Origin of the sequence: Rathayibacter sp. YIM 133350 (assembly GCF_037404875.1) — a bacterium.
Classification (GTDB): Bacteria; Actinomycetota; Actinomycetes; order Actinomycetales; family Microbacteriaceae; genus Orlajensenia.
The window spans coordinates 133,244-155,638 of sequence record NZ_JBBELO010000018.1; the positions used below are offsets into that span (position 1 = coordinate 133,244).

Sequence of the window (22,395 nt, forward strand, 5' to 3'; positions counted from 1 at the left end):
ACGTCGAAGGCAGACCATGGACGTGCTCAATGCGATAATCCTCGGCCTGGTGCAGGGGCTCACCGAGTTCCTGCCCATCTCCTCGAGCGCCCACCTGCGCATCGTGGGGGAGTTCCTCGGCACCGGAGAGGACCCGGGCGCCCGCTTCACCGCCATCACTCAGATCGGCACCGAGCTCGCGGTCATCATCTTCTTCTGGCGCGACATCGTGCGCATCATCGCGCAGTGGGCGAAGTCCCTCGTCGGGCGCGTTCCCCGCGACGACCCGGATGCGCGCATGGGCTGGCTCATCATCATCGGCTCCGTGCCCATCATCATCCTCGGGCTGCTCTTCCAGGATCAGATCGAGACGGTGCTGCGCAACCTCTGGATCACGGCGATCATGCTCATCGTCTTCGGCATCCTGCTCGGCATCGCCGATGCCGTGGGAGCCAAGACCCGACGGCTGAAGAACCTCACCTACCCGCACGGCATCATCTACGGGCTCGCCCAGTCGCTCGCCCTCATCCCGGGCGTCTCGCGCTCGGGCGGCACCATCACGGCGGGCCTGTTCCTCGGCTACGAGCGCAAGGCGGCATCGCGCTACGCCTTCCTGCTCGCCATCCCGGCCGTGCTCGGCAGCGGCTTCTACCAGGTGTACAAGTCGATCGCGGATCCGTGCGCAGCGGGCGCGACCACCTGCACGCCAGAGGTGTTCGGGCCCTTCGAGACGGCGCTCGCCACCGTGGTGGCCTTCCTCGTGGCGCTCGTGGTGATCGCCTTCTTCATGAGCTACATCTCACGGCACAGCTTCCTGCCGTTCGTGATCTACCGCATCCTGCTCGGCGGCCTGCTGATCGCCGGACTGCTCACCGGAGTGCTCACCGCCTGACGCGGCGGCGCGGCTCAGCCGCGGCGGGGGTCGTCGGGCTTCTCGCCCGGACGATCTCCGCGGTGGCGCAGGTACTTCTCGAACTCCTGAGCGATCGCCTCACCGCTGGCCTCAGGGGAGTCCACGGTGTCGCGCGCCTGCTCGAGGCCGGCGATGTACGCGGCCATGTCCTCGTCGTCGGCCGCGAGCGCGTCGATTCCGCTCTCCCATGCCTCGGCCTCGCTCACGAGATCGCCGCGGGGGATGGTGACGTCGACGAGCTCCTCGAGCCGGTCGATGAGGGCGAGCATCGCCTTGGGCGAAGGGGCGTTGTGCACGTAGTGGGGAACCGACGCCCAGATCGAGAGGGTCGGGATTCCCGCCCGCTCCGCGGCATCCGCGATGACGCTGAGGATGCCGACGGGTCCCTCGTAGCTCGAGCGCTCCAGGCCCAGCTCCGCGCGCAGCTCGGGGTTGTCGCTCGAGGAGCTGAGCGAGATGGGCCGCGTGTGTGGGACGTCGGCGAGCATGGCACCGAGGAAGACGATGGCGCTGATGTCGGCGGCGAGGGCGGAATCGATCACGTCGGCGGCGAAGTTCTTCCAGCTGCGGGAGGGCTCGGTGCCCAGCAGCAGGTAGATGTTGCCGGTGTTGGCACCGCTCACCTGCAGGGCGGCGTCCTCGGCGAGCGAGGCGACCTGGCCCGTCGGCACGGCGGGGCCGTAGAGCACCGCTCCCGGCCACTCGAGGTAGCGCCGGCCGTCGTCGCCGAGCGTCGCGGTCGGGCGGTTGAACTGGTAGTCGAAGTACAGCTCGGGGTCGACCGAGAAGATCTCGATGAGGTCGAGCTCCTCCTTCAACGAGCGCACCGCCCCGGATGCCGCTTCCCCGGCGTCGTTCCATCCCTCGAATGCGACCACCAGAATGCGTCCGCCGAGAATGCCGCTGCGCTCAGCCACCGGGTGCGACCTCGTTTCGTTGAGGGGCCGCACGCGCGACCCTGGACTCAAGGATAGAGCCCGACCCGTAGACTTGTCGGTTGTGGAAACTGTTGCGCCTGCTGCCGTGCTCTGGGACATGGACGGGACGCTCGTCGACACCGAACCGTACTGGATGAGCGCCGAGATCGAACTCGTCACCTCGTTCGGGGGAGGCTGGACGCACGCGGACTGCCTGCGCGTCGTCGGCCTCGGCCTCTGGGAATCGGCGAAGGTCTTCCAGCAGGCGGGCGTCGCGCTCGACGCCGACACGATCGTCTACCGGCTCACCGCCTCGGTACAGGAGCAGCTCGATGCCGAGGGCATCCCGTGGCGGCCGGGCGCTCGAGAGCTGCTCGCGCAATTGCGCGAGCGGGGAACCAAGACGGCCCTCGTGACCATGTCGGTGCGCTCCATGGCGGAGCAGATCGCGGGCCTGGTCGGCTTTCCGGCGTTCGACGTGATCGTCACCGGCGACAGCGTGGCGAACGCAAAGCCACACCCGGAGCCCTACCTCACCGCGGCACGCCTGCTCGGGGTCGATGCCGCGGACTGCGTCGCGATCGAGGACTCGGTTCCCGGCCTGGCCTCGGCCGTGGCATCCGGAGCGGTCACGATCGGCGTGCCCCACCAGGTTCCGCTCGCCGAGAGCGATGCCTACACCCTGTTCTCGTCGCTGAGCGACGTGAGCGCAGCCGACATCGACGCCCTCTTCGCCGGAGCCGAACGGAGCACGCGATGAGTGCCAACCAGCGTCCCCAGAACAGCGGGCCGTTCCGCATCGGCGACCGCGTGCAGCTGACCGGACCCAAGGGCAAGCTGAACACCATCACGCTCGAGGCCGGCAAGGTCTTCCACTCGCACCGGGGCATGCTCGCGCACGATGAGATCATCGGCCGCCCCGACGGCTCCGTCGTCACGAACAACGTCGGCGTCGAGCACCTCGCCTTGCGACCCCTGCTCACCGACTTCGTGATGTCGATGCCCCGTGGCGCCGCCATCATCTACCCGAAGGATGCCGCGGCGATCCTCGCGATGGCCGACATCTTCCCGGGTGCCCGGGTCGTGGAGGCCGGTGCTGGCTCGGGCGCTCTCTCCCTGTGGCTGCTGCGGGCTATCGGTCCGAGCGGACGGCTCTCCTCGTTCGAACGACGCGACGAGTTCGCCGACGTCGCCCGCGGCAACGTCGAGACCTTCCTCGGCTACGAGCCCGAGAACTGGACCATCACGCTCGGCGACCTCGCCGAGGCCCTGCCGCAGACGGTCGCCGACGGCACCGCCGATCGCGTGGTGCTCGACATGCTCGCCCCTTGGGAGTGCCTGCCCGCGGTCTCCGCTGCGCTCACGCCCGGCGGTGTTCTGCTGTGCTACGTCGCGACGGTCACGCAGCTCTCCCGCGTTGCGGAGGCCATCCGTGCCACGGGTTTGTACACGAACCCGGTCTCGAGCGAGACGATGGTGCGCGGCTGGCACGTCGAGGGACTGGCCGTGCGCCCCGATCACCGCATGATCGGCCACACCGGCTTCCTGCTCACCGCTCGCCGACTGGCCCCCGACACCGTGCTGCCCGAGCTGAAGCGCCGCCCGTCCAAGTCCGACTACAGCGACGAGGACGTCGAGGCCTGGACTCCGGGAGCGCTCGGCGACCGCACGGTCAGCCCCAAGAGCCTGCGCAAGCGGGTGCGAGCCGCCGGCACGAGTGCAGCGGCCTCCAAGGCTCGCGACCTCGGCTCCGAGTAGGCTCTTCTCGGTGCGGGCCCTGGGCATCCGCACCACCTGTATCTCCACACGAATCACGAAACGAGGACCCGTGCGCAAGCTTCCCGCTCTCATCGCGGCCGCTGGCCTGATCGCTGTCGGGCTGACCGCCTGCTCGTCAGGACCCGCAGACTGCACGGGCGGCGCGCCCTCGGGCGATGCGTCATCCATCGTCACCGCGAAGGGCGACTTCGGCAGCGCGCCCGACGTCGACTTCCCGACGCCGATGCAGGCGCCCAAGACGCAGCGCAGCACGATCGTCGACGGTCACGGCGAGGGGCTCATCACGGGTCAGAAGGCCGTCATCGACATGGCCGTCTACAACGGCACGACGGGCGACCTGATCGAGAAGACCGACTACAGCGACGACGTGAGCAAGCAGCTCTCGGTCGTCGTCTCGAGCACGCAGGTGCAGAAGGGACTCGCGAAGGGCCTGACCTGCGCGAAGCCCGGTTCGCGCATCGCGATCGTGGTTCCCCCGAAGGATGCCTTCGGCTCGGCGGGCAACGCCGGCATCGGGCTCTCGGGCAAGGACGACCTCGTGTTCGTCGTCGACGTGAAGAAGGCCTACCTGACGCGCGCCGACGGCGCACCGCAGCCGGCCCAGTCCGGATTCCCCTCGGTGGTGCTCGATCACACCGGCCGCCCGGGCCTGACGATCCCCGACGAGAAGGCGCCGAAGACCCTGAAGGTCGCCCAGCTGAAGAAGGGCGATGGGCGCACCGTCAAGAAGGGCGACACCGTCACGGTGCACTACACCGGCGTGGTCTGGAGCTCCAAGGAGGTCTTCGACTCCAGCTGGGAGCGCGGCGCCCCCGCGAGCCTCGTCGCGGCATCCGGTGCCGACGTGCAGGGCGGCGTGATCGAGGGATTCGCCGACGCGCTCATCGGCCAGCCGGTGGGATCGCAGGTTCTCGCGATCATCCCGCCGAGCAAGGGCTACGGCGACCAGGCGCAGTCGAGCATCCCGGCGAACTCGACGCTCGTCTTCGTCGTCGACATCCTCGGCATCGGCTGATCGGCACCCTCGCCCCGACTAGGATCGGCATCGTGCCCGCCAGTCCCGTCACGGTCGAAGAACGACTGTTCTCCCTCGTGCTCGCCCTCATGGCGAGCGAGAACGGCCTGACCAAGGCCGACATCCTCTCGACGGTGCAGGGGTACAGCCAGCGCTACAGCGTCGGCGGGGCCAACGTCGCGCTCGAGCGGCAGTTCGAGCGCGACAAGGACGACCTGCGCGACCTCGGCATCCCGCTGGAGACCATCGACTCGCCCGATCGTCCCGGCGACAACACGGCGTTGCGCTACCTCATCCCGAAGAAGCTCTACGACCTGCCCGCCGACATCGAGTTCTCGCCGCAGGAGGCGAGCCTGCTCGCGCTGGCCGGCGCCGCGTGGCGCGAGGGATCGCTCTCTGACCAGTCCCGGCGGGCCCTCATGAAGCTCAGCTCCCGCGGCGTCGAGGCGAGCGAGCCCCTCGTGGGCTACGCGCCGCGCATCCGCATCCGCGAGGCCGCCTTCGACCCGCTGCAGGCCGCGCTCGGCGAGAGCGTCGTCACGTTCCCCTACGTCAAGGCGGGCGGGTCCTCCCCGCGGCAGCGCACGGTGCTGCCGCTGGCCGTCGTGCAGTTCGACGGACGCTGGCACCTGTACGCCCACGACCTCGACCTGAACGAGACCCGCACGTTCCTGCTGTCGCGCATCGTCGGACCCGTTCTCGCCAAGCCGAAGACGCCGCTGCCGGCGGCGCCGACCGCCGGTGCGGCCGAACGGGCGCTGGCCGAGCTGGAGGTGCTGTTCCGCTCGAACACGGCCGAGATCCTCGTGCAGGCGGCGACGGATGCCGCGGTGCGGCTCTCGCACCGCAACGCGGCCGAGAGCGCAGACGGCCGCATCACGCTGCACTTCACCGACCCGGCGATCCTCGCCGACGAACTGGCCGCCTTCGGTCCCGAGGTCCGGGTGCTGCGCCCCGATACGCTCGCCGACGCCGTGCGCGAGCGCTTGGAGCGCGTCGCGGCCGACCACGAGGACGGAGTCTCTCATGACTGAAGCCCGTCGCCGCTCCCTGCTCGGTCCGGAGCGCACCCTGTTCATGCTTTCCCTCGTGCCCTACCTGCTCGAGCGCGGCGAGGTCGCCATCGACGAGGTGGCCGCGCACTTCGACGTCACGCCGGACCTCGTGCGCCGCACGGTCGAACTGCTGCCCATGACGGGCATCCCGGGGGAGTCCAAGGCGTACCTCGCGAACGACCTCTTCGAGATCGACTACGACGCCCTCGACGAGGGCATGGTCGCGCTCACGCGGAACGTCGTCATCGACGAGACGCCGCGGTTCTCGGCCCGCGAGGCCTCCGCCCTCATCGCCGGGCTGCAGTACCTCTCGGCGCTTCCCGAGAACGCCGACAGCGAGGCGATCGCAGCCCTGCAGGCGAAGCTCTCGCGCGGCGCCTCCTCGACGCCCCGCGAGCTCGCGGTCGGCGGCAGCGCCCCCGACGCGGCTCTCGCCGTGATCCGGGCCTCCCTCGCCTCCGCGACGCGGCTCTCCTTCGACTACCGCAACGCGCAGGGCGACACCGAGCGCAGGACCGTCGATCCGCTGCGCGTCGAGTCGAGCGACCAGGACTGGTACCTGCGCGCGTGGTGCCACAACCGGCAGGCCGTGCGCACCTTCCGGCTGGACCGGATGAGCGCCCTCACTCCGAGCGCTGAGCCCATCGGGCATCGCGCCGACGAGGTCGCACTGCCCGACACCCTCTTCCAGGGATCGCCCGATGACCGCGAGGTGCTCATCGAGCTTCCGGCCGATGCCGTGGGGCTGCTCGCCGACTTCCGGCCGGACGAGGTGTCGAAGCAGTCGGGCGGAACCGTGCGGGTACGCCTGCGCGTCGCGCACTACCACGCGCTCAAGCGCCTGATCGCCGCGCATGCCGGCCTCATGCGGGTTCTCGAGCCTGCGGAGGCCCGCCAGGCGGTGCAGGAGTGGGCGCGCGCGGGCGCCGCGCAGTACACCGCCTGATCACCGGCCCTTCCCGCGCGGGCGCGCCGCCCCAACTCACAGGGTGCACCGCCCCGTGCAGGTTAGACTGGAGCCCTCTTCCCCGCAGAATTGGACCGCCCTCATGTTCAGCAACCTCACCGGTTGGCACTTCCTGATCATCCTCGTCGTGATCCTGTTGCTCTTCGGCGCTCCCAAGCTGCCCGCGCTGGCCCGCAGCCTCGGCCAGTCCATGAAGATCCTGAAGGCCGAAGTGCGCTCGGACGACAAGCCCGCGGACAAGTCGGCCGACGGCGTCGTCGACACCGCGCAGGCTCCCGCCGCGGATGCGACGACGACGACGGTGAAGAGTTCCGACAGCGGAACCGCCGAACCCACGACAAAGCCCTAGCAACCGTGGCAGTGCGCTCCCGACGGCGCAGCAACCGCGAAGCCCGGATGTCGCTGGGCGAGCACCTTCTCGAGCTGCGCAAGAGACTCTTCCTCTCGGCCGCCGGCATCGCGGTCGGGGCCATCATCGGCTGGCTCGCCTCGGACTACATCTGGGAGGCCCTTCGCGGTCCCGTGATCACGATCGCACAGGCGCAGCACCGTGACGCCCAGATCAACTACCCCAACATCACCTCAGCCTTCGACCTCAAGCTGCAGATCGCCTTCTACGTCGGCCTGATCATCTCGAGTCCCATGTGGCTCTACCAGGTGTTCGCCTTCTTCCTCCCGGCACTCACGCGCAAGGAGAAGCAGTACACCTTCGGGTTCTTCTTCACGGCTGTGCCGCTGTTCTTCGCCGGCTGCGCGGCCGGCTGGTTCGTGCTGCCCCACGTGGTCGAGCTCATGGCCGGCTTCGCTCCTCCCGACACGGTGACCTTCCTCGAGGCCAGCACCTACTTCAACTTCGTGCTCAAGCTCGTGGTGGCGATCGGCATCGCCTTCGTGCTTCCCGCGTTCCTCGTGCTGCTGAACTTCGCGCGGGTGATCAGCGCCGCATCCATCCTGCGCTCGTGGCGCTGGGCGATCATCGTGATCTGCCTGTTCACCGCGATCGCCACGCCGGCGGCCGACGTCGTCTCCATGTTCCTGCTCGCCATCCCGATGGTCGTGCTCTACTTCGCCGCGTGGGGCGTCGCCTGGCTGCACGATCGCCGAATGGATCGTCGCGAGGCCGCGCTGAACGCCCAGTACGCCGCGTAGCGGGTTCGGTGCCCTGCCGCCCGGATGCGCCGCCCCGCCAACGTAGGCTTGGCTCGTGAGCACTCCCTCGCCCGCCGAACGCTACGCGGCCTTCCGCGCCACCCAGCGCCAGCCCCTGCTCGATGAGTTCCGAGCCGCTCAGCGGTTCGACCTCGACCCGTTCCAGGTGGCGGCCTGCGCCGCGCTCGAAGAGGGCAGGAGCGTGCTCGTCGCGGCACCGACGGGCGCGGGCAAGACGATCGTCGCGGAGTTCGCCGTCTTCCTGGCGATGCGACGCTCCAACGCCAAGGTGTTCTACACGACGCCCATGAAGGCGCTCTCGAACCAGAAGTTCAACGAGTTCGTCGACGAGTACGGCGCCTCGGAGGTCGGCCTGCTGACGGGCGACACCAACATCAACTCCTCCGCGCGCGTGGTCGTCATGACGACCGAGGTTCTGCGCAACATGCTCTACGCGGACTCCGACCTGCTCACCGACCTCGCCTTCGTCGTCATGGACGAGGTGCACTACCTCGCCGACCGGTTCCGCGGGGCGGTGTGGGAGGAGGTCATCATCCACCTGCCGCAGGTCGTCAGGATGGTCTCGCTCAGCGCCACCGTCTCCAACGCCGAGGAGTTCGGCGACTGGCTGCAGGCCGTGCGCGGCGACACCGACGTCATCGTCTCCGAGGAGCGGCCCGTTCCCCTCGAGCAGCACGTGCTCATGCGCACCAAGCTCGTCGACCTGTTCGATTCGTCCACCCGGGCGGGCAGCAACCGCGTCAACCCAGAGCTCGTGCAGCTGGCGGCCTACGGCGGCCGTTCCATCCAGGGCCGCTCGACGGCCGGGCGCCGCGGGCGAGACCGCGGAAGCTATCACCGGCCGATGGCGCGCGAGTCGCGCATGCCGCGCGAGGCTCTCATCGAGCTGCTCGCGGGCAAGAACCTGCTTCCCGCCATCTTCTTCATCTTCAGCCGGGCCGGCTGCGACCAGGCGGTGCGCCAGGTGCTGCGCAGCGACATCCGGCTCACGGCCGCCCACGAGCGCGCCGAGATCCGGCGCATCGCCGAGGAACGCTCGCGCACCATGAACGACGAGGACCTCGCGGTGCTCGGCTACTGGGAGTGGCTCGAGGGTCTCGAACGCGGGGTCGCCGCCCACCACGCCGGCCTGCTGCCCGCCTTCAAGGAGGTCGTCGAGGAGCTCTTCCAGCGCAAGCTGCTGAAGGTCGTCTTCGCGACCGAGACGCTCGCCTTGGGCATCAACATGCCGGCGCGCACGGTGGTGCTGGAGAAGCTCGAGAAGTTCAACGGCGAGGCCCGCGTGCCCATCACGCCGGGGGAGTACACCCAGCTGACCGGTCGTGCCGGCCGTCGGGGCATCGACGTCGAGGGCCACTGCGTGATCCAGTGGCAGGAGGGCCTGGACCCCCAAGCCGTCGCCTCGCTCGCCTCGCGGCGCAGCTACCCCCTCAACTCGAGCTTCCGGCCCACCTACAACATGGCCGTGAACCTCATCGAGCAATTCGGGCGCGACCGGGCGCGCGAGATCCTCGAGTCCTCGTTCGCGCAGTTCCAGGCCGATCGCTCGGTCGTCGACCTCGCCCGCAAGGTGCGCCAGCAGCAGGAGTCCCTCGCCGGGTACGAGGAGTCGATGCGCTGCCACCTCGGCGACTTCGGCGAGTACGCCGCCATCCGCCGGCAGCTCACCGAGCTCGAGAAGCAGGGCACCCGGGCCGAGGGCCAGTCGCACGCGGCACGCCAGAACCGGCAACGCGACCTCGCGCGGCTGCGCGAGAAGCTGCGGGCGCATCCGTGCCACGGCTGCCCCGACCGCGAGCACCACGCCCGATGGGCCGAGCGCTGGTGGCGGCTGAAGCGCGAGACCGACGCCCTGCAGCAGCAGATCCGGTCGCGCACCGGGGCCGTGGCGCGCGTGTTCGATCGCGTGACCGATGTGCTGGTCAGCCTGGAGTACCTCGAGCGGGATGCGAGGGGGCGACTCGGAGCGAGTTCCGCCGGAAAGATGCTGCGGCGGATCTACGGCGAGCGCGACCTGCTCGCGGCCGAGGCGCTGCGCCGCGGGCTGTGGAATGACCTCGACCCGGCCGGGTTGGCGGCGATGGCGTGCGCGCTCGTCTACGAGCCGCGCCGGGAGGAGGGCGAGACGATCGAGCGCTACCTTCCCCGCGGTGCCTTCCCGGCGGCGCTGGACGCGACGCAGCTGCTCTGGAGCGGGTTGGACGACGTCGAGCGTGACAACAAGCTGCCCGGAAGCTCCCCCCTGGCTACAAGCCTGTGCCTTGCCATGAACAAGTGGGCGCGGGGTGGACGGCTCAGCGACGTCCTGCTCGAGGCCGACATGGCGGCCGGCGACTTCGTGCGTTGGACGAAGCAGACGATCGACCTGCTCGACCAGCTGTCGGTCGTGGCCGAGAATCCCGTCGCCCGCAACGCCCGGGTGGCCATCGATGAGGTGCGCCGTGGCATCGTCGCCTACAGCACCGTCGCCTGAGAGCCCTGTGGCAGAACGCTCCCAGCCGGCCGTGACCTAGCGGATGCCGTCGCGCGCATATGCTGATCGGGTGACTCCCGGCGCTGCTCGTGGGCGTGCGACGCCGATCCTGCCGCTGTGGGCTGCCTTCCTCACCGCGGCCGCCGGCGGATTCGTCTATGACCTCGGATTCCCGGACGCGGATGTGTGGCCGCTCGCCTTCCTCGGCATCGGCCTGTGCCTGATCTCCCTCGTCGGCCGCCGGTCGTGGTCGGCCCTCGGCGTCGGCTTCGTCTTCGGGGTGGTCTTCTACCTGCGCCAGGTCTCGTGGACCGCGCTCTACCTCGGCCCGATCCCGTGGCTCACGCTCTCCGGCCTCGAGTCGTCCTTCGTCGCGGCGGGCTCCGTGCTCATCGCGCTCGCCTATCGCTGGGCGCCCGCCGTCGGTGGATTGTGGTTCCGCCTGATCGGGCTGCCGATGCTCGTGGCTGGATTGTGGTGTGTTCGGGAACAGGCCGTCGGCTCGATGCCCTATGGCGGTTTCCCCTGGGGACGGGCGGCGCTCAGCCAGTCGGAGAGTCCTTTCGCCCAGGTCGTCTCGTGGATCGGGTTCACGGGCCTCAGCTTCGTGATGGTGGCCATCACCGCGATGCTCATCGAGTGGGCGCGGCTCGCGCGCTGGCGTGATGCACGCACCGCGATTCCCGCGGTCGCCCTCGTCGTGCTCGCCATCGCCGCTCCCGCCTGGTCGACGACGCCGCACGGATCGCTGCGGGTGGCGAGCGTGCAGGGCAACGGGCCCACCGGCTACTTCGACAAGCGCTCGGCCGGCGACGTGTTGAACTCCCAGCTGGAGGCCACGCGCCCGGTACTGGAGGTTCCCGACATCGACGTGCTCGTCTGGCCGGAGGGCGGGTCGGACATCGACCCGACGCGCGACGCGGCGGTGGCTCGGGAATTCGACCGCCTGAGCGAGCAGCTGGACGCGCCCCTCGTACTCAACACCGTGACGAAGAGCGGCGAGGAGTACTTCAACACCTCCCTGCTCTGGCGCGCCGGAGAGGGCGCCGTCGACCGCTACTCGAAGCGCCATCCCGTCCCGTTCGGCGAGTACATCCCCGATCGGGACTTCTACTACGCACTCGCCCCCGACCTCATCGGTCTCGTGCAGCGCGGCTACACCCCCGGAACGGATGCCCCTGTCTTCGATCTCGGCAAGACCGTCGCCGGGCTCGCCATCTGCTTCGACGTCATCTACGACGACCTGATGTGGGAGGGCGAGAACGACGGCGCCGAGGTCTACTTCCTCCAGACCAACAATGCCGACTTCCGCGGCACCGATGAGAACCAGCAGCAGCTCGCGATCGCGCGACTGCGCACGATCGAGACGGGTCGTTCGGCCGTCAACATCTCCACCGTCGGGCGCAGCCAGGTGATCGATCCGACGGGCAGGACGATCGACGCGCTGCCGGCCGGAACGGCCGGCTCGATGGTGACCGATGTGCCGCTGCGCGTCGGATCCACGCCAGCGGTCGTGCTCGGGGCGTGGACGCCCGGAGTGATCGTCGTCGGCGCCCTCGCGGGGCTGCTCGCCTGCGGGTTGGCCTTCCGTCGTCGACGGCGCCGGGAGCAGGGCGAGTGAGCCGGGTCCTGGTCGTGGTGCCGACCTACAACGAGTCGGAGAGCATCCGCGCGATCGTCGAACGCATCCGCGGCGCCGTTCCCGACGCCGACGTGCTCATCGTCGACGACGCGAGCCCCGACGGGACGGGTGCGATCGCCGACGGCATCGCCGCCGCCGACGACCGTGTCGGCGTTCTGCACCGCCCGGGCAAGGACGGACTGGGCGCCGCCTACCTCACCGGCTTCGCCCACGCTCTCGCGGAAAGTTACGACCACGTCGTCGAGATCGACGCCGACGGTTCCCACGACCCGGCGGAGCTGCCGGCAATGCTCGCTCTGGCCCGCGCGGGGGCCGACCTCGTGATCGGATCCCGCTGGGTGCCGGGCGGCGCCGTGCGCAACTGGCCGGCGTACCGCCAGGCGATCTCGCGCGGCGGCAATGCCTACGCGCGCGCGTTGCTGCGCTCGCGTATCCGCGACATCACCGCCGGGTTCCGGGTCTACGACGCGCGTGTGCTGCGCGAGCTGACCACGGCATCCGTATCGAGTCAGGGTTACTGCTTCCAGGTGGAACTCGCCTGGCGAACCGAGCGCAGCGGCCACGTGGTGGCCGAGCATCCCATCGTGTTCGTCGAGCGAGAGCACGGCGCATCCAAGATGCACTCCGGCATCGTCGCTGAGGCGCTCTGGCGGGTCACGCTGTGGGGCATCTCCGACCGGCTGCGGGCACGAAGAAAGGGCCCGGCCGTGTCGGCCGAGCCCCTATCGAACTCCGAAGGATCGGACTAGGCGCCGATCTTCTGCTGCCCGCGACGCGCGCGCAGAATCTGCAGGCGCTCCTCGAGCAGTTCCTCGAGTTCCTCGATGGTGCGACGCTCCAAGAGCATGTCCCAGTGCGAGCGGGCGACCTTGTCGCCCGAGTGGTCGATCTCGACCGGCTTCGAGTCGACGATCAACGTGGCCTCGTGGCCACACGTCTTGCACTCCCACGCCTCGGGCGCCTCGGCCTCAGCCGAGAACGTCATCACGGTCTCACGACCGCAGTTCGAGCAGCGGTAGGTGTGATTGACACGCTGCGCGAAGCTGACACCCTCTTCGCTCTGCAGGCTCTGTGCGCCGAGGCGCATGCCGCGCAAACTCCGATCAGCCATGGTGGACCCCTTTCACTGCCTCAACAGTTATAGCCCTCCAAGCTGGGCATTCCCTTGCGGCGGGGCCCCTCTTGCACAGCGGGCTCTCAGGGTGTAGCGGGGGAGGACCGGTGTCGCGGGTCGGCGCGCGCCACGGCCACGGCGAGGTCCGAACGATCCGTCACGATGCCGTCGACGCCCAGCGAGAAGAGGCGTTCCATCGCGGCAGGGTCGTTGACGGTCCAGACGTGCACCTCGGCTCCCGCGCGATGCACGGCGTCGACGACGCGGCGCGTCACCAGGGGCAGTCCGAATCGGCGCTCGGGGATCTGCAGGGCGACCAGCCCGTTCAACGCCTGCCGCAGCTCCGCCCGCCATCCGAGCTTCGCGGCAAGGACCGCGCGCACGACGACGAGCGACGACGCGGAACTCGCCACCCCGGGCAGCAGCTGCACCGTGCCGCTTCGGCGGTGCTCGGAGAAGGAGGTGATGAGCACCCGATCTGTGGCGGCCGCAGCTGCGACGGCGGCGGCAGTCGGCCCGATGGCGGCGTCGTCCTTGACGTCGATGTTGAAGCGGGCAGCCGGGAAGGCACCCAGCGCCTCGGCGAGGCTGCAGAAGCTCTGCGCGTGCCCGAGATCGATGGAGTGCAGCTCATCGAGGGTGAGGTCGCCGACGCGCGCGTCGCGTCCGACGAGGCGGCGCAGGTCGGGGTCGTGGCTGATGACGGCGACGCCGTCCCGACTCGCGTGCACGTCGGTCTCCAGGTGTGTTGCACCGGCCTGGATGGCGCGCTTGAAGGCGAGCAGCGTGTTCTCGGGCGCATCGATCGCCAGGCCGCGATGAGCGAAGACACGGGGGTACTCGCTCTCGAGGAACGGTGCCGTCATCTCAGCCGGTCGGCGTCGAGGGGTCGGCGGACGGTGCCGCACCGGCGGCGGGGGCAGTGACGGTGTGGGCCCGGGTCGCACGCGGGCCGCCGTTCTGGTTTCCGTCGGGCACGAATGCGGTCGCGAGGCCCTTCAGCGCCTCGGTGAGCTCGCTCGGCACGATCCAGAGCTTGCTGGCAGGGCCTTGGGCGATCTGCGGCAGCGTCTGCAGGTATTGGTAGGCCAGCAGCTTGGGGTCGGGGTCGCCCTCGTGGATGGCGCGGAAGACGGTCTGGATCGCCTCCGCCTCGCCCTGCGCCCTCAGCACCGCGGCGCGGGCGTCTCCTTCCGCACGCAGGATCTCGCCCTGCCGGGCGCCCTCGGCAGTCAGGATCGCCGACTGCTTGGTGCCCTCTGCGGTCAGGATGAGCGCGCGGCGATCGCGCTCGGCGCGCATCTGCTTCTCCATCGAGTCCTGGATGGAGACGGGCGGATCGATCGCCTTGAGCTCGACCCGACTGACCCGGATGCCCCACTTGCCCGTGGCCTCGTCGAGCACGATGCGCAGCTGGCCGTTGATGTTGTCGCGACTCGTGAGCGCCTCTTCGAGGTTGAGGCCGCCCACCACGTTGCGCAGCGTCGTGGTGGTGAGCTGTTCGACCGCACCCAGGTAGTTGGCTATCTCGTAGGTGGCGGCCCGCGCATCCGTCACCTGGAAGTAGACGACCGTGTCGATCGAGACGACGAGGTTGTCCTCGGTGATGACGGGCTGCGGCGGGAATGAGACGACCGTCTCACGCATGTCGACGAGGGGTCGCACCCGATCGACGAAGGGGATCAGCAGGTTCAGCCCCGGGCTGAGGGTCTTGTGGTAGCGGCCGAGCCGCTCGACCACGCCGGCGTACGCCTGCGGGATGATGCGGATCGACTTGAACAGCACCACGAGCACGAAGATCGCGAGAATGACGATGATGACGATCACGATGATCGTCGCGACGGTGTCGTTCACGGCTGCATCCTTTCAGCGGGCACGACGACGGCGGTGGCGCCGTCGATCGCGGTGACGAGAACACGTTCCCCGGCGGCGACGGGTCGCTGCTCGGTGAGAGGGGAGAGGCGGGCGGTCCAGGTCTCGCCGTTCTGCAGCCGCACCTGCCCTGCACCCGAGACCAACGACATCACGACAGTGCCCTCGATGCCGATCAGCGCGTCCACGTTGCTGCGGGCGGGATCACCCCCGCGCTTGAGCGCCCGCAGCAGCGGCGGGCGGATGAAGGCCAGCAGCACGACGGCGAGAAGGGCCGTCACCGCGATCTGGAGCCACCATGGCGCGCCGAGCAGGCCGGCGACGAGCCCGCCGAGGCTTCCGATGGCGATCATGAGGAAGGTGAGCTCGAGCGTGAGCATCTCGATGGTGATGAACACGAGGATCAGCACGAGCCAGACGATCCAGGCGTAGCTTGAGACCACGTCGTCCATGAGCGCTCCAGTGCTGGTGGGTGTTCCTCGAAACTATCAGCAAGCCGGCCGGGATCGGGGCAGTTGATAGTGTCGATGGGCGCGCCGTTCCGCGGCAGCCGCATCGTTCGCCACATCAAGGAGCACGCCGTGACCAACCCGCTGCCCCCCGCATCCCTCGCCGGGAAGTCCGTTCTCGTGACCGGCTCCTCCCGCGGCGTCGGCGCCGACACCGTGCGCTACTTCGCACAGGCCGGCGCGCGGGTCGTGATCAACTTCCGCAACAAGGAGGCGCGTGCCCAGAAGCTCGCCGAGGCGATCCGGGCAGAAGGAGGCACCGCGATCACCGTGGGCGCCGACCTCACCGATGCCGACTCCGTCGCCGAGCTGATGCGCACGATCGCAGCCGAGTACGGTTCGCTCGACATCCTCGTGCTCAACGCGTCGGGCGGCATGGAGTCGGGCATGGCCGAGGACTACGCCATGCAGCTCAACCGCGACGCCCAGCTGCGCGTGCTGGATGCGGCTCTTCCCCTCATGGGGTCGGGGTCGCGCGTCGTGTTCGTGACCAGCCACCAGGCCCACTTCATCGCCACCACGCCGACCATGCCCGAGTACGAGCCGGTGGCCCGCAGCAAGCGCGCCGGTGAGGATGCCCTGCGCGGGCGCATCGGCGAGCTGGACGCATCCGGAATCGAGTTCGTCGTGGTCTCCGGCGACATGATCGAGGGCACCATCACGGCGACCCTGCTGGAGCGCGCGAACCCCGGCGCGATCTCGGCACGCAAGGATGCCGCCGGCCGGCTCTACAACGTGAGCGAGTTCGCCGCCGAGGTGGCTGCCGCGGCCGTGGACCCCATCCCCGAGGACCACACGCGCTACGTCGGGGACACCGCCGACTTCTCCTGAGCGCTCAGGCCGCGGCTGCCACGCCGCGGCCGAAGGTGAAGGCGCGCACGATCTGCATGAGGCCGAGCACGATGAGGCTGATGCCGGCGAACCAGAACAGCACGATCGCACCCCACACCGGCGAGAACAGCAGGAAGATGCCTGCGACGATGCTCAGCACCGCGAAGAAGATCGCCCAGCCCTTGGAGGGCGCGTCGCCGAGCTGCGCCAGGGTCACGACGCCTTCCACGATCCACGCGATGCCGACGAGCAGCCCGAGGAAGACCGCGAGGAACGCCGCCGTGCCGGCGACGTTGAACAGCGCCAGGACACCGGCGATCACGTAGAGCACTCCGAGGATGATGTCGAGAGCGCGTGCGCCCCCGGTCAGGCCCTTCGAGAAGATGCCGATGGCGAGGTAGGCCAGACCGGCCACGATGAAGTAGACCGCCAGCAGCACGGTGATGGCCGCGGCGGCGCTCTTCGGCCAGAAGGTGATGAGGATGCCGACCAGCAGGGCGACCACGCCGCTGATGCCGAGTGCGATGCGCACGCTGTTGACGGTGGACTTTGCGAGTTGCTTCGCATCGAGGCTGAAGGCGTCGAAGAGCGAACCGGATACTGGCGTGGACATGTTCTGTCTCCCTGTGTCGATGGTGACGACCGATCGTGCTCAGCGTATTCCCAGAAAGTGATCGTCGCTCGCATTCGGACGGCGCGTTACGCGGGATAACCTCGATCGGTGGACTCAGCGACAGCAGGTGTGGGGGAGAGGGCGTCCCGTGTCGCCCGGCGGGTGTTCGGCATCGAGGCGCTGAAGCCGGCGCAGCTCGACGCGATCAGCGCGGTGGAGCAGGGAGACGACGTGCTCGCCGTGATGCCGACCGGGTACGGCAAGTCGGCCATCTACCAGGTGGCCGCGCACCTGCTCGACGGCCCGGCCGTCGTGGTCTCACCGCTCATCGCCTTGCAGCTCGACCAGGTGCGCCACATCGCCGCGGCGACCGGCGAGGAGTCGGCCGTCGCCATCAACTCGCAGCAGGGCGAACGCGCGACGGAGCGCTCGTGGCAGGCCGTCGCCTCCGGCGAGGCGGAGTTCATCTTCCTCGCCCCCGAGCAGTTGGCCCGCGACGAGGTCATGCAGGAGCTCGCCGAGGTGGGCGTGTCGTTGTTCGTCGTCGACGAGGCCCACTGCGTCTCATCGTGGGGACACGACTTCCGCCCCGACTACCTGCGCCTCGGCGACGTGATCGCGGCGCTCGGCCATCCGCGCACGCTCGCCCTCACGGCGACCGGCTCCTCGCCGGTGCGTGCAGAGATCATCGAGCGGCTGGGGATGCGTACTCCGCGGGTGCTCGTCGGCGGCTTCGACCGGCCGAACGTGCACCTCGCGGTGGTGCGGCACGAGTCCGACCGCGACAAGACGGAGTCGGTCATCGATCGCGTCGTGCGGTCCGCGCATCCTGGCCTCCTGTACGCGGCGACGCGGGCCGATACCGAGACGCTCGCGGAGGAGCTCGCCGGTCGCGGGCTGAGAGCGGCTTACTACCACGCCGGCATGGGCACCCGACTGCGCCGCGAGACGCATGAGCGCTTCCTCGCCGACGAGTTCGACGTCGTCGTGGCGACCAGTGCCTTCGGCATGGGCATCGACAAGCCGAACGTGCGCTTCGTCGTGCACGCCGACATCACCGAGTCCCTCGACGCGTACTACCAGGAGGTGGGCCGATCGGGCCGCGACGGCGAGCGCGCCGAGGCCACCCTGCACTACCGGGCGGAAGACCTGGGACTGCGACGGTTCTTCGCCGGCGGCAGCCCCGACCGCGACCGGGTGCTCGCGGTCGACGAGGCCATCGCGGCGGAAGGTGGCGGTGCGTCCGTCAACGACATCGCCGCATCCACGGCCATGGCGGCGCGGACGGTGCAGAACATCGTGAACCTGCTGCGTGAGGCTGCCCTCATCCGTGTGGGAGAGGACGGCCGTTGCCAGCGGCTGCCTCGAGCGGCCTCGACCGATGCCGCGACGGCTGTGGAGGAGGTCGTAGAGCGCCGCATCCGCATCGCGGAGTCCCGGCTCGCCATGATTCGGGGCTACGCCGAGACCGAGCGTTGCCGACGCCAGTTCCTGCTGGAGTACTTCGGAGACGAGCTGACCGAGCCCTGCGGCAACTGCGACACCTGCGAGAGCGGCACGGCGTACGAATTCGCCGCGGTCGAGGCCGCCGAGACGGCGCCCGACGACGGCTTCAGGCTCGATCAGCCGGTGCGCCACTCGACGTGGGGTGAGGGCCGGGTCATGAGCATCGAGCCCGATCGCATCACGGTCTTCTTCGACGAGGGCGGCTACCGGGTGCTCTCGCGCGAGATCGTCGACGACGGCGACCTGCTCGAGGCCATCTGAGCGGTCCGGATGCGAGTGCTCTAGGCCGTGGGACCCGACCGCTTCGAGAGCGTGTTGCGGCGCACGGCGCCGATGACGATCGTCGCGATGACGAGCACGATGCCGATGATGCCGAGCCAGAGCAGACCCTTGATGGCGAATCCGACGATCGCGAGGATGAGCCACAGCACGATGAGGACGATCACCAGAATGAGCATGTTTCACACGATACGCGTGCGGGGGAGATCTTCGATGCGACCGGGGGCGGATTCGGAGAGAATGGACGCACCATGAAGGTGAGTGCCGTCGAGATCGAGCCGTCCGTGTCGCGCGTCGCCGACAGCCACGACGTCATCCGCGTGCAGGGCGCGCGCGAGAACAACCTGCGCGACATCGACGTGCAGATCCCGAAACGCCGGCTGACCGTGTTCACCGGCGTCTCGGGATCGGGCAAGAGCTCGCTCGTCTTCGCCACGATCGCCGCCGAGTCCCAGCGCATGATCAACGAGACCTACAGTGCGTTCGTGCAGGGCTTCATGCCGACGCTCGCGCGGCCCGACGTGGACGTGCTCGAAGGCCTCACCACGGCGATCATCGTCGACCAGGAGCGCATGGGAGCCAACCCGCGATCCACCGTCGGCACCGTGACCGACGCGAACGCGATGCTGCGCATCCTCTTCAGCCGACTCGGCGAGCCGCACATCGGCCCGCCGCAGGCCTTCTCGTTCAACGTCGCGTCGGCATCCGGGTCGCGATCGGTGACCATCGAGCGCGGCTCGAGCGCGGTGCTCAGCGACTCGTTCTCAGTCACGGGCGGAATGTGCCCGCGCTGCGAGGGCATGGGGTCGGTGACCGACATCGACCTCGCCCAGCTCTTCGACGACACCAAGTCGCTCACGCAGGGCGCGATCACCATTCCGGGCTACACGGCCGACGGGTGGATGGTGCGCATCTTCAGCGAGTCGGGCTTTCTCGATCCCGCCAAGCCCATTCGCGACTACACCGAGACCGAGCTTCACGACTTCCTCTACAAGGAGCCGACGAAGGTCAAGCTGCAGTCGATCAACATGACCTATGAGGGCCTGGTTCCCAAGATCCAGAAGTCGATGCTCTCGAAGGATCGCGAGGCGATGCAGCCACACATCCGGGCCTTCGTGGATCGAGCGGTGACCTTCAGCCCCTGCCCCGATTGCGGTGGCACCCGGCTGAGCGAGGCCGCGCGGTCTTCGCGCATCGGCGGCGTCAGCATCGCGGATGCCTGCGCCATGCAGATCAGCGACCTCGCCGAGTGGATCGCCGGACTGCAGGAACCATCGGTCGCGCCGCTGCTGGCCTCACTGCGGCACACGCTGGAGTCCTTCGTCGAGATCGGGCTCGGCTACCTCTCGCTCGATCGCCCGTCGGGAACCCTCTCCGGCGGCGAGGCCCAGCGCACCAAGCTCATCCGGCACCTCGGCTCGGCGCTGACCGACGTCACCTACGTCTTCGACGAGCCGAGCATCGGACTGCACCCCCACGACATCCAGCGCATGAACGAGTTGCTGCTGCGGTTGCGCGACAAGGGCAACACCGTGCTCGTGGTGGAGCACAAGCCCGAGATGATCGCGATCGCCGATCACGTCGTCGACCTCGGTCCCGGCGCCGGAAGCGACGGCGGAACCATCTGCTTCGAGGGAACCGTGGCCGAACTGCGGGGGAGTGGAACGCTCACCGGGCGCCACCTCGATGACCGGGTGTCGGTGAAGCCGAACGTGCGACCTGCTCGTGGCGCCCTCCAGATCCGCGGAGCCACGGCGCACAACCTCAAGGACGTCGACGTCGACGTTCCCCTCGGGGTGCTGTGCGTCGTGACGGGGGTGGCCGGTTCGGGCAAGAGTTCGCTCATCCACGCGTCGATCCCCGCGGGCGCCGGGGTCGTTTCGATCGACCAGGGCGCCATCCGCGGGTCGCGGCGCAGCAATCCCGCTACCTACACCGGGCTGCTCGATCCCATCCGCAAGGCCTTCGCCAAGGCGAACGGCGTCAAGCCCGCGCTCTTCAGCGCGAATTCAGAGGGCGCGTGCCCCAACTGCAACGGTGCCGGCGTGATCTACACCGATCTCGGCATGATGGCGGGAGTGGCAACGACGTGCGAGGTCTGCGAGGGCAAGCGTTTCGACGCCTCCGTGCTGGAGTACCGGCTCGGCGGCCGTGACATCAGCGAAGTGCTCGCCATGTCGGTCACGGATGCGGAGGGCTTCTTCGCGACGGGGGAGTCGCGCACGCCGGCCGCGCACGCCATCCTGCAGCGCCTCGCCGACGTGGGCCTGGGCTACCTGAGTCTTGGGCAGCCTCTGCCGACACTGTCGGGAGGCGAGCGTCAGCGCCTGAAGCTCGCCACCCACATGGGCGAGAGCGGCGACGTGTACGTGCTCGACGAGCCCACGAGCGGCCTGCACCTCGCCGACGTCGAGAACCTGCTGCGGCTGCTGGACCGTCTCGTCGACGCCGGCAAGTCGGTGATCGTCATCGAGCACCATCAGGCCGTGATGGCCCATGCGGACTGGATCATCGACCTCGGTCCCGGAGCCGGTCACGACGGCGGCCGGATCGTCTTCGAGGGCACACCGGCAGAGATCATCGCCGACCGGGCGACGCTCACGGGGGAGCACCTCGCCGCCTACGTCGGCGGTTGAGCGCTCACAGGAAACACTCAGGAAAGGAAGGTCCATGGCAGACGCGACGGCGGCATCCGCGACGGCGACGTCCGGCACGAAGTCGGGCTTCACAGCCGAGGAGCGGGCCGCGATGAGGGAACGGGCGAAGGAACTGAAGGCGTCGGAGACGCGTGCCGAGGCCGAGAAGGCCGTGCTGGAGAAGATCGCCGGCATGAGTGACGGGGATCGGGTCATGGCGGAGCGCGTGCACGCGATCGTGACCGCGGCGGCGCCCGAACTCGCGTCCCGACTCTGGTACGGCAGTCCCGCTTACGCGAAGGACGGCACGATCATCTGCTTCTTCCAGGAGTCGACCAAGTTCAAGATCCGGTACGCGACCCTGGGCTTCAGCGATGCGGCGAAGCTCGACGACGGCACGATGTGGCCCACATCCTTCGCGTTGACGGAACTGACGGCCGCCGATGAGGAGCGCATCAGCGAGCTCGTGAAGCGCGCTGTGCGCTGAGCGTTCCGGTGGGATCGCCGGGCTGGGTCTAGAGTTCGGCCATGATCCATGAAGATCCCGTGGTGATCAACCCGGAGCATTACTCCGTGCTCTGGGAGAACGAGCTCGTACGGGTGCTGCGATATTCGGACCTGCCGGGCGAGGCGACCACGTTCCACGTGCATCCCGACAGCGTCATGGTGACTCTGAGTGATTTTCAGCGCCGATTGTTCGTCGGAGATCGCGAGGCGAACGTCGCGCTGGACGCGGGCCAGGCGGTCTGGCTGCCGGCGCAACGTCACGCCGGCGAGAACACCGGTGAGACGCCGACGCACACGATCCTCATCGAATTGAAGCACTCGGATTCCGTTCCGGACGAGGCGGCCCTGGGTCCATCGGCGCCGTGATCACGCCCCGCTCCAGCCACCCGAATAACAACCGATAATGCGCATTATGTCAACTAAGGTGTCGGAGGTCTAGGCAGGTACTCTCCCGGCTCTGTGAGATGAGATCCTGTTCCCTGAGCCTGTCGAAGGGAACGCCACCCATCTTGGAAGGCACGTTGCGACGCTTCGACAGGCTCAGCGAACGGCATGTGGCGGGTTTCGCAGGAACTGTTCCCTGAGCCTGTCGAAGGGAACGCCACCCATCTTGGAAGG

23 protein-coding genes are annotated in these 22,395 nt (G+C 68.8%); 16 read left to right on the top strand and 7 right to left on the bottom strand.

Going from position 1 to position 22,395, the window contains the following annotated elements:
- The first annotated feature begins 16 nt into the window (after positions 1-16).
- Positions 17-871 carry an undecaprenyl-diphosphate phosphatase gene (locus WDJ51_RS05125; protein ID WP_337851354.1) on the top strand — a complete coding sequence of 285 codons (855 nt, stop codon included), beginning with the start codon at positions 17-19 and terminating at the stop codon, positions 869-871.
- Between the two features lie 14 nt (positions 872-885).
- Here WDJ51_RS05125 and WDJ51_RS05130 read toward each other — a convergent pair whose 3' ends face one another.
- Entirely contained in the window at positions 886-1,809 is a 924-nt protein-coding gene (locus tag WDJ51_RS05130; RefSeq protein ID WP_337851355.1) for a proteasome assembly chaperone family protein, read from the bottom strand.
- Between the two features lie 82 nt (positions 1,810-1,891).
- Here WDJ51_RS05130 and WDJ51_RS05135 point away from each other — a divergent pair, with 82 nt between their 5' ends.
- From WDJ51_RS05135 to WDJ51_RS05180, 10 genes are all read left to right on the top strand, one after another.
- Positions 1,892-2,569, top strand: coding sequence for an HAD family hydrolase (locus tag WDJ51_RS05135; RefSeq protein ID WP_337851356.1), 678 nt, complete (start codon positions 1,892-1,894; stop codon positions 2,567-2,569).
- Positions 2,566-3,567: a tRNA (adenine-N1)-methyltransferase gene (locus WDJ51_RS05140; RefSeq protein WP_337851357.1), complete on the top strand. Its 1,002-nt coding sequence runs from the start codon at positions 2,566-2,568 to the stop codon at positions 3,565-3,567. The genes WDJ51_RS05135 and WDJ51_RS05140 overlap by 4 nt, the downstream gene beginning before the upstream one ends.
- Before the next feature lie 70 nt (positions 3,568-3,637).
- Entirely contained in the window at positions 3,638-4,603 is a 966-nt protein-coding gene (locus WDJ51_RS05145; protein WP_337851358.1) for an FKBP-type peptidyl-prolyl cis-trans isomerase, read from the top strand.
- A gap of 32 nt (positions 4,604-4,635) precedes the next feature.
- A complete protein-coding gene (locus WDJ51_RS05150; protein WP_337851359.1) occupies positions 4,636-5,637 on the top strand; it encodes a helix-turn-helix transcriptional regulator in 1,002 nt (333 codons plus the stop codon).
- The gene (locus WDJ51_RS05155; protein ID WP_337851360.1) at positions 5,630-6,604 is read left to right on the top strand and encodes a helix-turn-helix transcriptional regulator; all 975 of its coding nucleotides are present in this window, start codon (positions 5,630-5,632) and stop codon (positions 6,602-6,604) included. Before WDJ51_RS05150 ends, WDJ51_RS05155 begins: the two co-directional genes overlap by 8 nt.
- Positions 6,605-6,707: 103 nt before the next feature.
- The gene (gene tatA, locus WDJ51_RS05160; protein ID WP_337851361.1) at positions 6,708-6,974 is read left to right on the top strand and encodes a twin-arginine translocase TatA/TatE family subunit; all 267 of its coding nucleotides are present in this window, start codon (positions 6,708-6,710) and stop codon (positions 6,972-6,974) included.
- Positions 6,975-6,979: 5 nt separating this feature from the next.
- On the top strand, positions 6,980-7,774 hold the full coding sequence (gene tatC / locus WDJ51_RS05165) for a twin-arginine translocase subunit TatC (RefSeq protein ID WP_337851362.1): 795 nt from the start codon (positions 6,980-6,982) through the stop codon (positions 7,772-7,774).
- Between the two features lie 55 nt (positions 7,775-7,829).
- Complete coding sequence (locus WDJ51_RS05170; RefSeq protein WP_337851363.1) at positions 7,830-10,268, top strand: DEAD/DEAH box helicase; 2,439 nt, start codon at positions 7,830-7,832, stop codon at positions 10,266-10,268.
- A 70-nt stretch (positions 10,269-10,338) separates the two neighbouring features.
- A complete protein-coding gene (lnt, locus tag WDJ51_RS05175; protein WP_337851364.1) occupies positions 10,339-11,889 on the top strand; it encodes an apolipoprotein N-acyltransferase in 1,551 nt (516 codons plus the stop codon).
- The gene (locus WDJ51_RS05180; protein ID WP_337851365.1) at positions 11,886-12,659 is read left to right on the top strand and encodes a polyprenol monophosphomannose synthase; all 774 of its coding nucleotides are present in this window, start codon (positions 11,886-11,888) and stop codon (positions 12,657-12,659) included. Before lnt ends, WDJ51_RS05180 begins: the two co-directional genes overlap by 4 nt.
- Here the strand turns inward: WDJ51_RS05180 and WDJ51_RS05185 are convergent.
- From WDJ51_RS05185 to WDJ51_RS05200, 4 genes are all read right to left on the bottom strand, one after another.
- Positions 12,656-13,021 carry an RNA polymerase-binding protein RbpA gene (locus tag WDJ51_RS05185; protein ID WP_337851366.1) on the bottom strand — a complete coding sequence of 122 codons (366 nt, stop codon included), beginning with the start codon at positions 13,019-13,021 and terminating at the stop codon, positions 12,656-12,658. The genes WDJ51_RS05180 and WDJ51_RS05185 overlap by 4 nt on opposite strands.
- 86 nt (positions 13,022-13,107) lie before the next feature.
- The gene (locus WDJ51_RS05190; RefSeq protein WP_337851367.1) at positions 13,108-13,890 is read right to left on the bottom strand and encodes a glycerophosphodiester phosphodiesterase family protein; all 783 of its coding nucleotides are present in this window, start codon (positions 13,888-13,890) and stop codon (positions 13,108-13,110) included.
- Position 13,891: 1 nt separating this feature from the next.
- The gene (locus tag WDJ51_RS05195) at positions 13,892-14,878 is read right to left on the bottom strand and encodes an SPFH domain-containing protein (protein ID WP_337851368.1); all 987 of its coding nucleotides are present in this window, start codon (positions 14,876-14,878) and stop codon (positions 13,892-13,894) included.
- On the bottom strand, positions 14,875-15,348 hold the full coding sequence (locus WDJ51_RS05200; protein ID WP_337851369.1) for an NfeD family protein: 474 nt from the start codon (positions 15,346-15,348) through the stop codon (positions 14,875-14,877). Before WDJ51_RS05200 ends, WDJ51_RS05195 begins: the two co-directional genes overlap by 4 nt.
- Positions 15,349-15,477: 129 nt before the next feature.
- Between WDJ51_RS05200 and WDJ51_RS05205 the strand changes: the two genes are divergently transcribed.
- Positions 15,478-16,236, top strand: a complete 759-nt coding sequence (locus WDJ51_RS05205) for an SDR family oxidoreductase (protein WP_337851380.1) — start codon at positions 15,478-15,480, stop codon at positions 16,234-16,236.
- A gap of 4 nt (positions 16,237-16,240) precedes the next feature.
- Here the strand turns inward: WDJ51_RS05205 and WDJ51_RS05210 are convergent, their stop codons facing one another.
- Positions 16,241-16,849: an HdeD family acid-resistance protein gene (locus tag WDJ51_RS05210; RefSeq protein WP_337851370.1), complete on the bottom strand. Its 609-nt coding sequence runs from the start codon at positions 16,847-16,849 to the stop codon at positions 16,241-16,243.
- Between the two features lie 108 nt (positions 16,850-16,957).
- On the opposite strand from WDJ51_RS05210, the gene WDJ51_RS05215 reads away from it, so the two are divergent.
- Entirely contained in the window at positions 16,958-18,616 is a 1,659-nt protein-coding gene (locus WDJ51_RS05215; RefSeq protein ID WP_337851371.1) for a RecQ family ATP-dependent DNA helicase, read from the top strand.
- Positions 18,617-18,636: 20 nt separating this feature from the next.
- Here WDJ51_RS05215 and WDJ51_RS05220 read toward each other — a convergent pair whose 3' ends face one another.
- A complete protein-coding gene (locus tag WDJ51_RS05220) occupies positions 18,637-18,813 on the bottom strand; it encodes a hypothetical protein (RefSeq protein WP_337851372.1) in 177 nt (58 codons plus the stop codon).
- 72 nt (positions 18,814-18,885) lie between these two features.
- Here WDJ51_RS05220 and WDJ51_RS05225 point away from each other — a divergent pair, with 72 nt between their 5' ends.
- From WDJ51_RS05225 to WDJ51_RS05235, 3 genes are read left to right on the top strand one after another with little or no spacing between them, the layout of a single operon-like run.
- Positions 18,886-21,270, top strand: coding sequence for an excinuclease ABC subunit UvrA (locus tag WDJ51_RS05225; RefSeq protein ID WP_337851373.1), 2,385 nt, complete (start codon positions 18,886-18,888; stop codon positions 21,268-21,270).
- A 34-nt stretch (positions 21,271-21,304) separates the two neighbouring features.
- On the top strand, positions 21,305-21,757 hold the full coding sequence (locus WDJ51_RS05230; RefSeq protein WP_337851374.1) for an iron chaperone: 453 nt from the start codon (positions 21,305-21,307) through the stop codon (positions 21,755-21,757).
- 41 nt (positions 21,758-21,798) lie between these two features.
- Complete coding sequence (locus WDJ51_RS05235) at positions 21,799-22,143, top strand: cytoplasmic protein (RefSeq protein WP_337851375.1); 345 nt, start codon at positions 21,799-21,801, stop codon at positions 22,141-22,143.
- Positions 22,144-22,395: the final 252 nt, after the last annotated feature.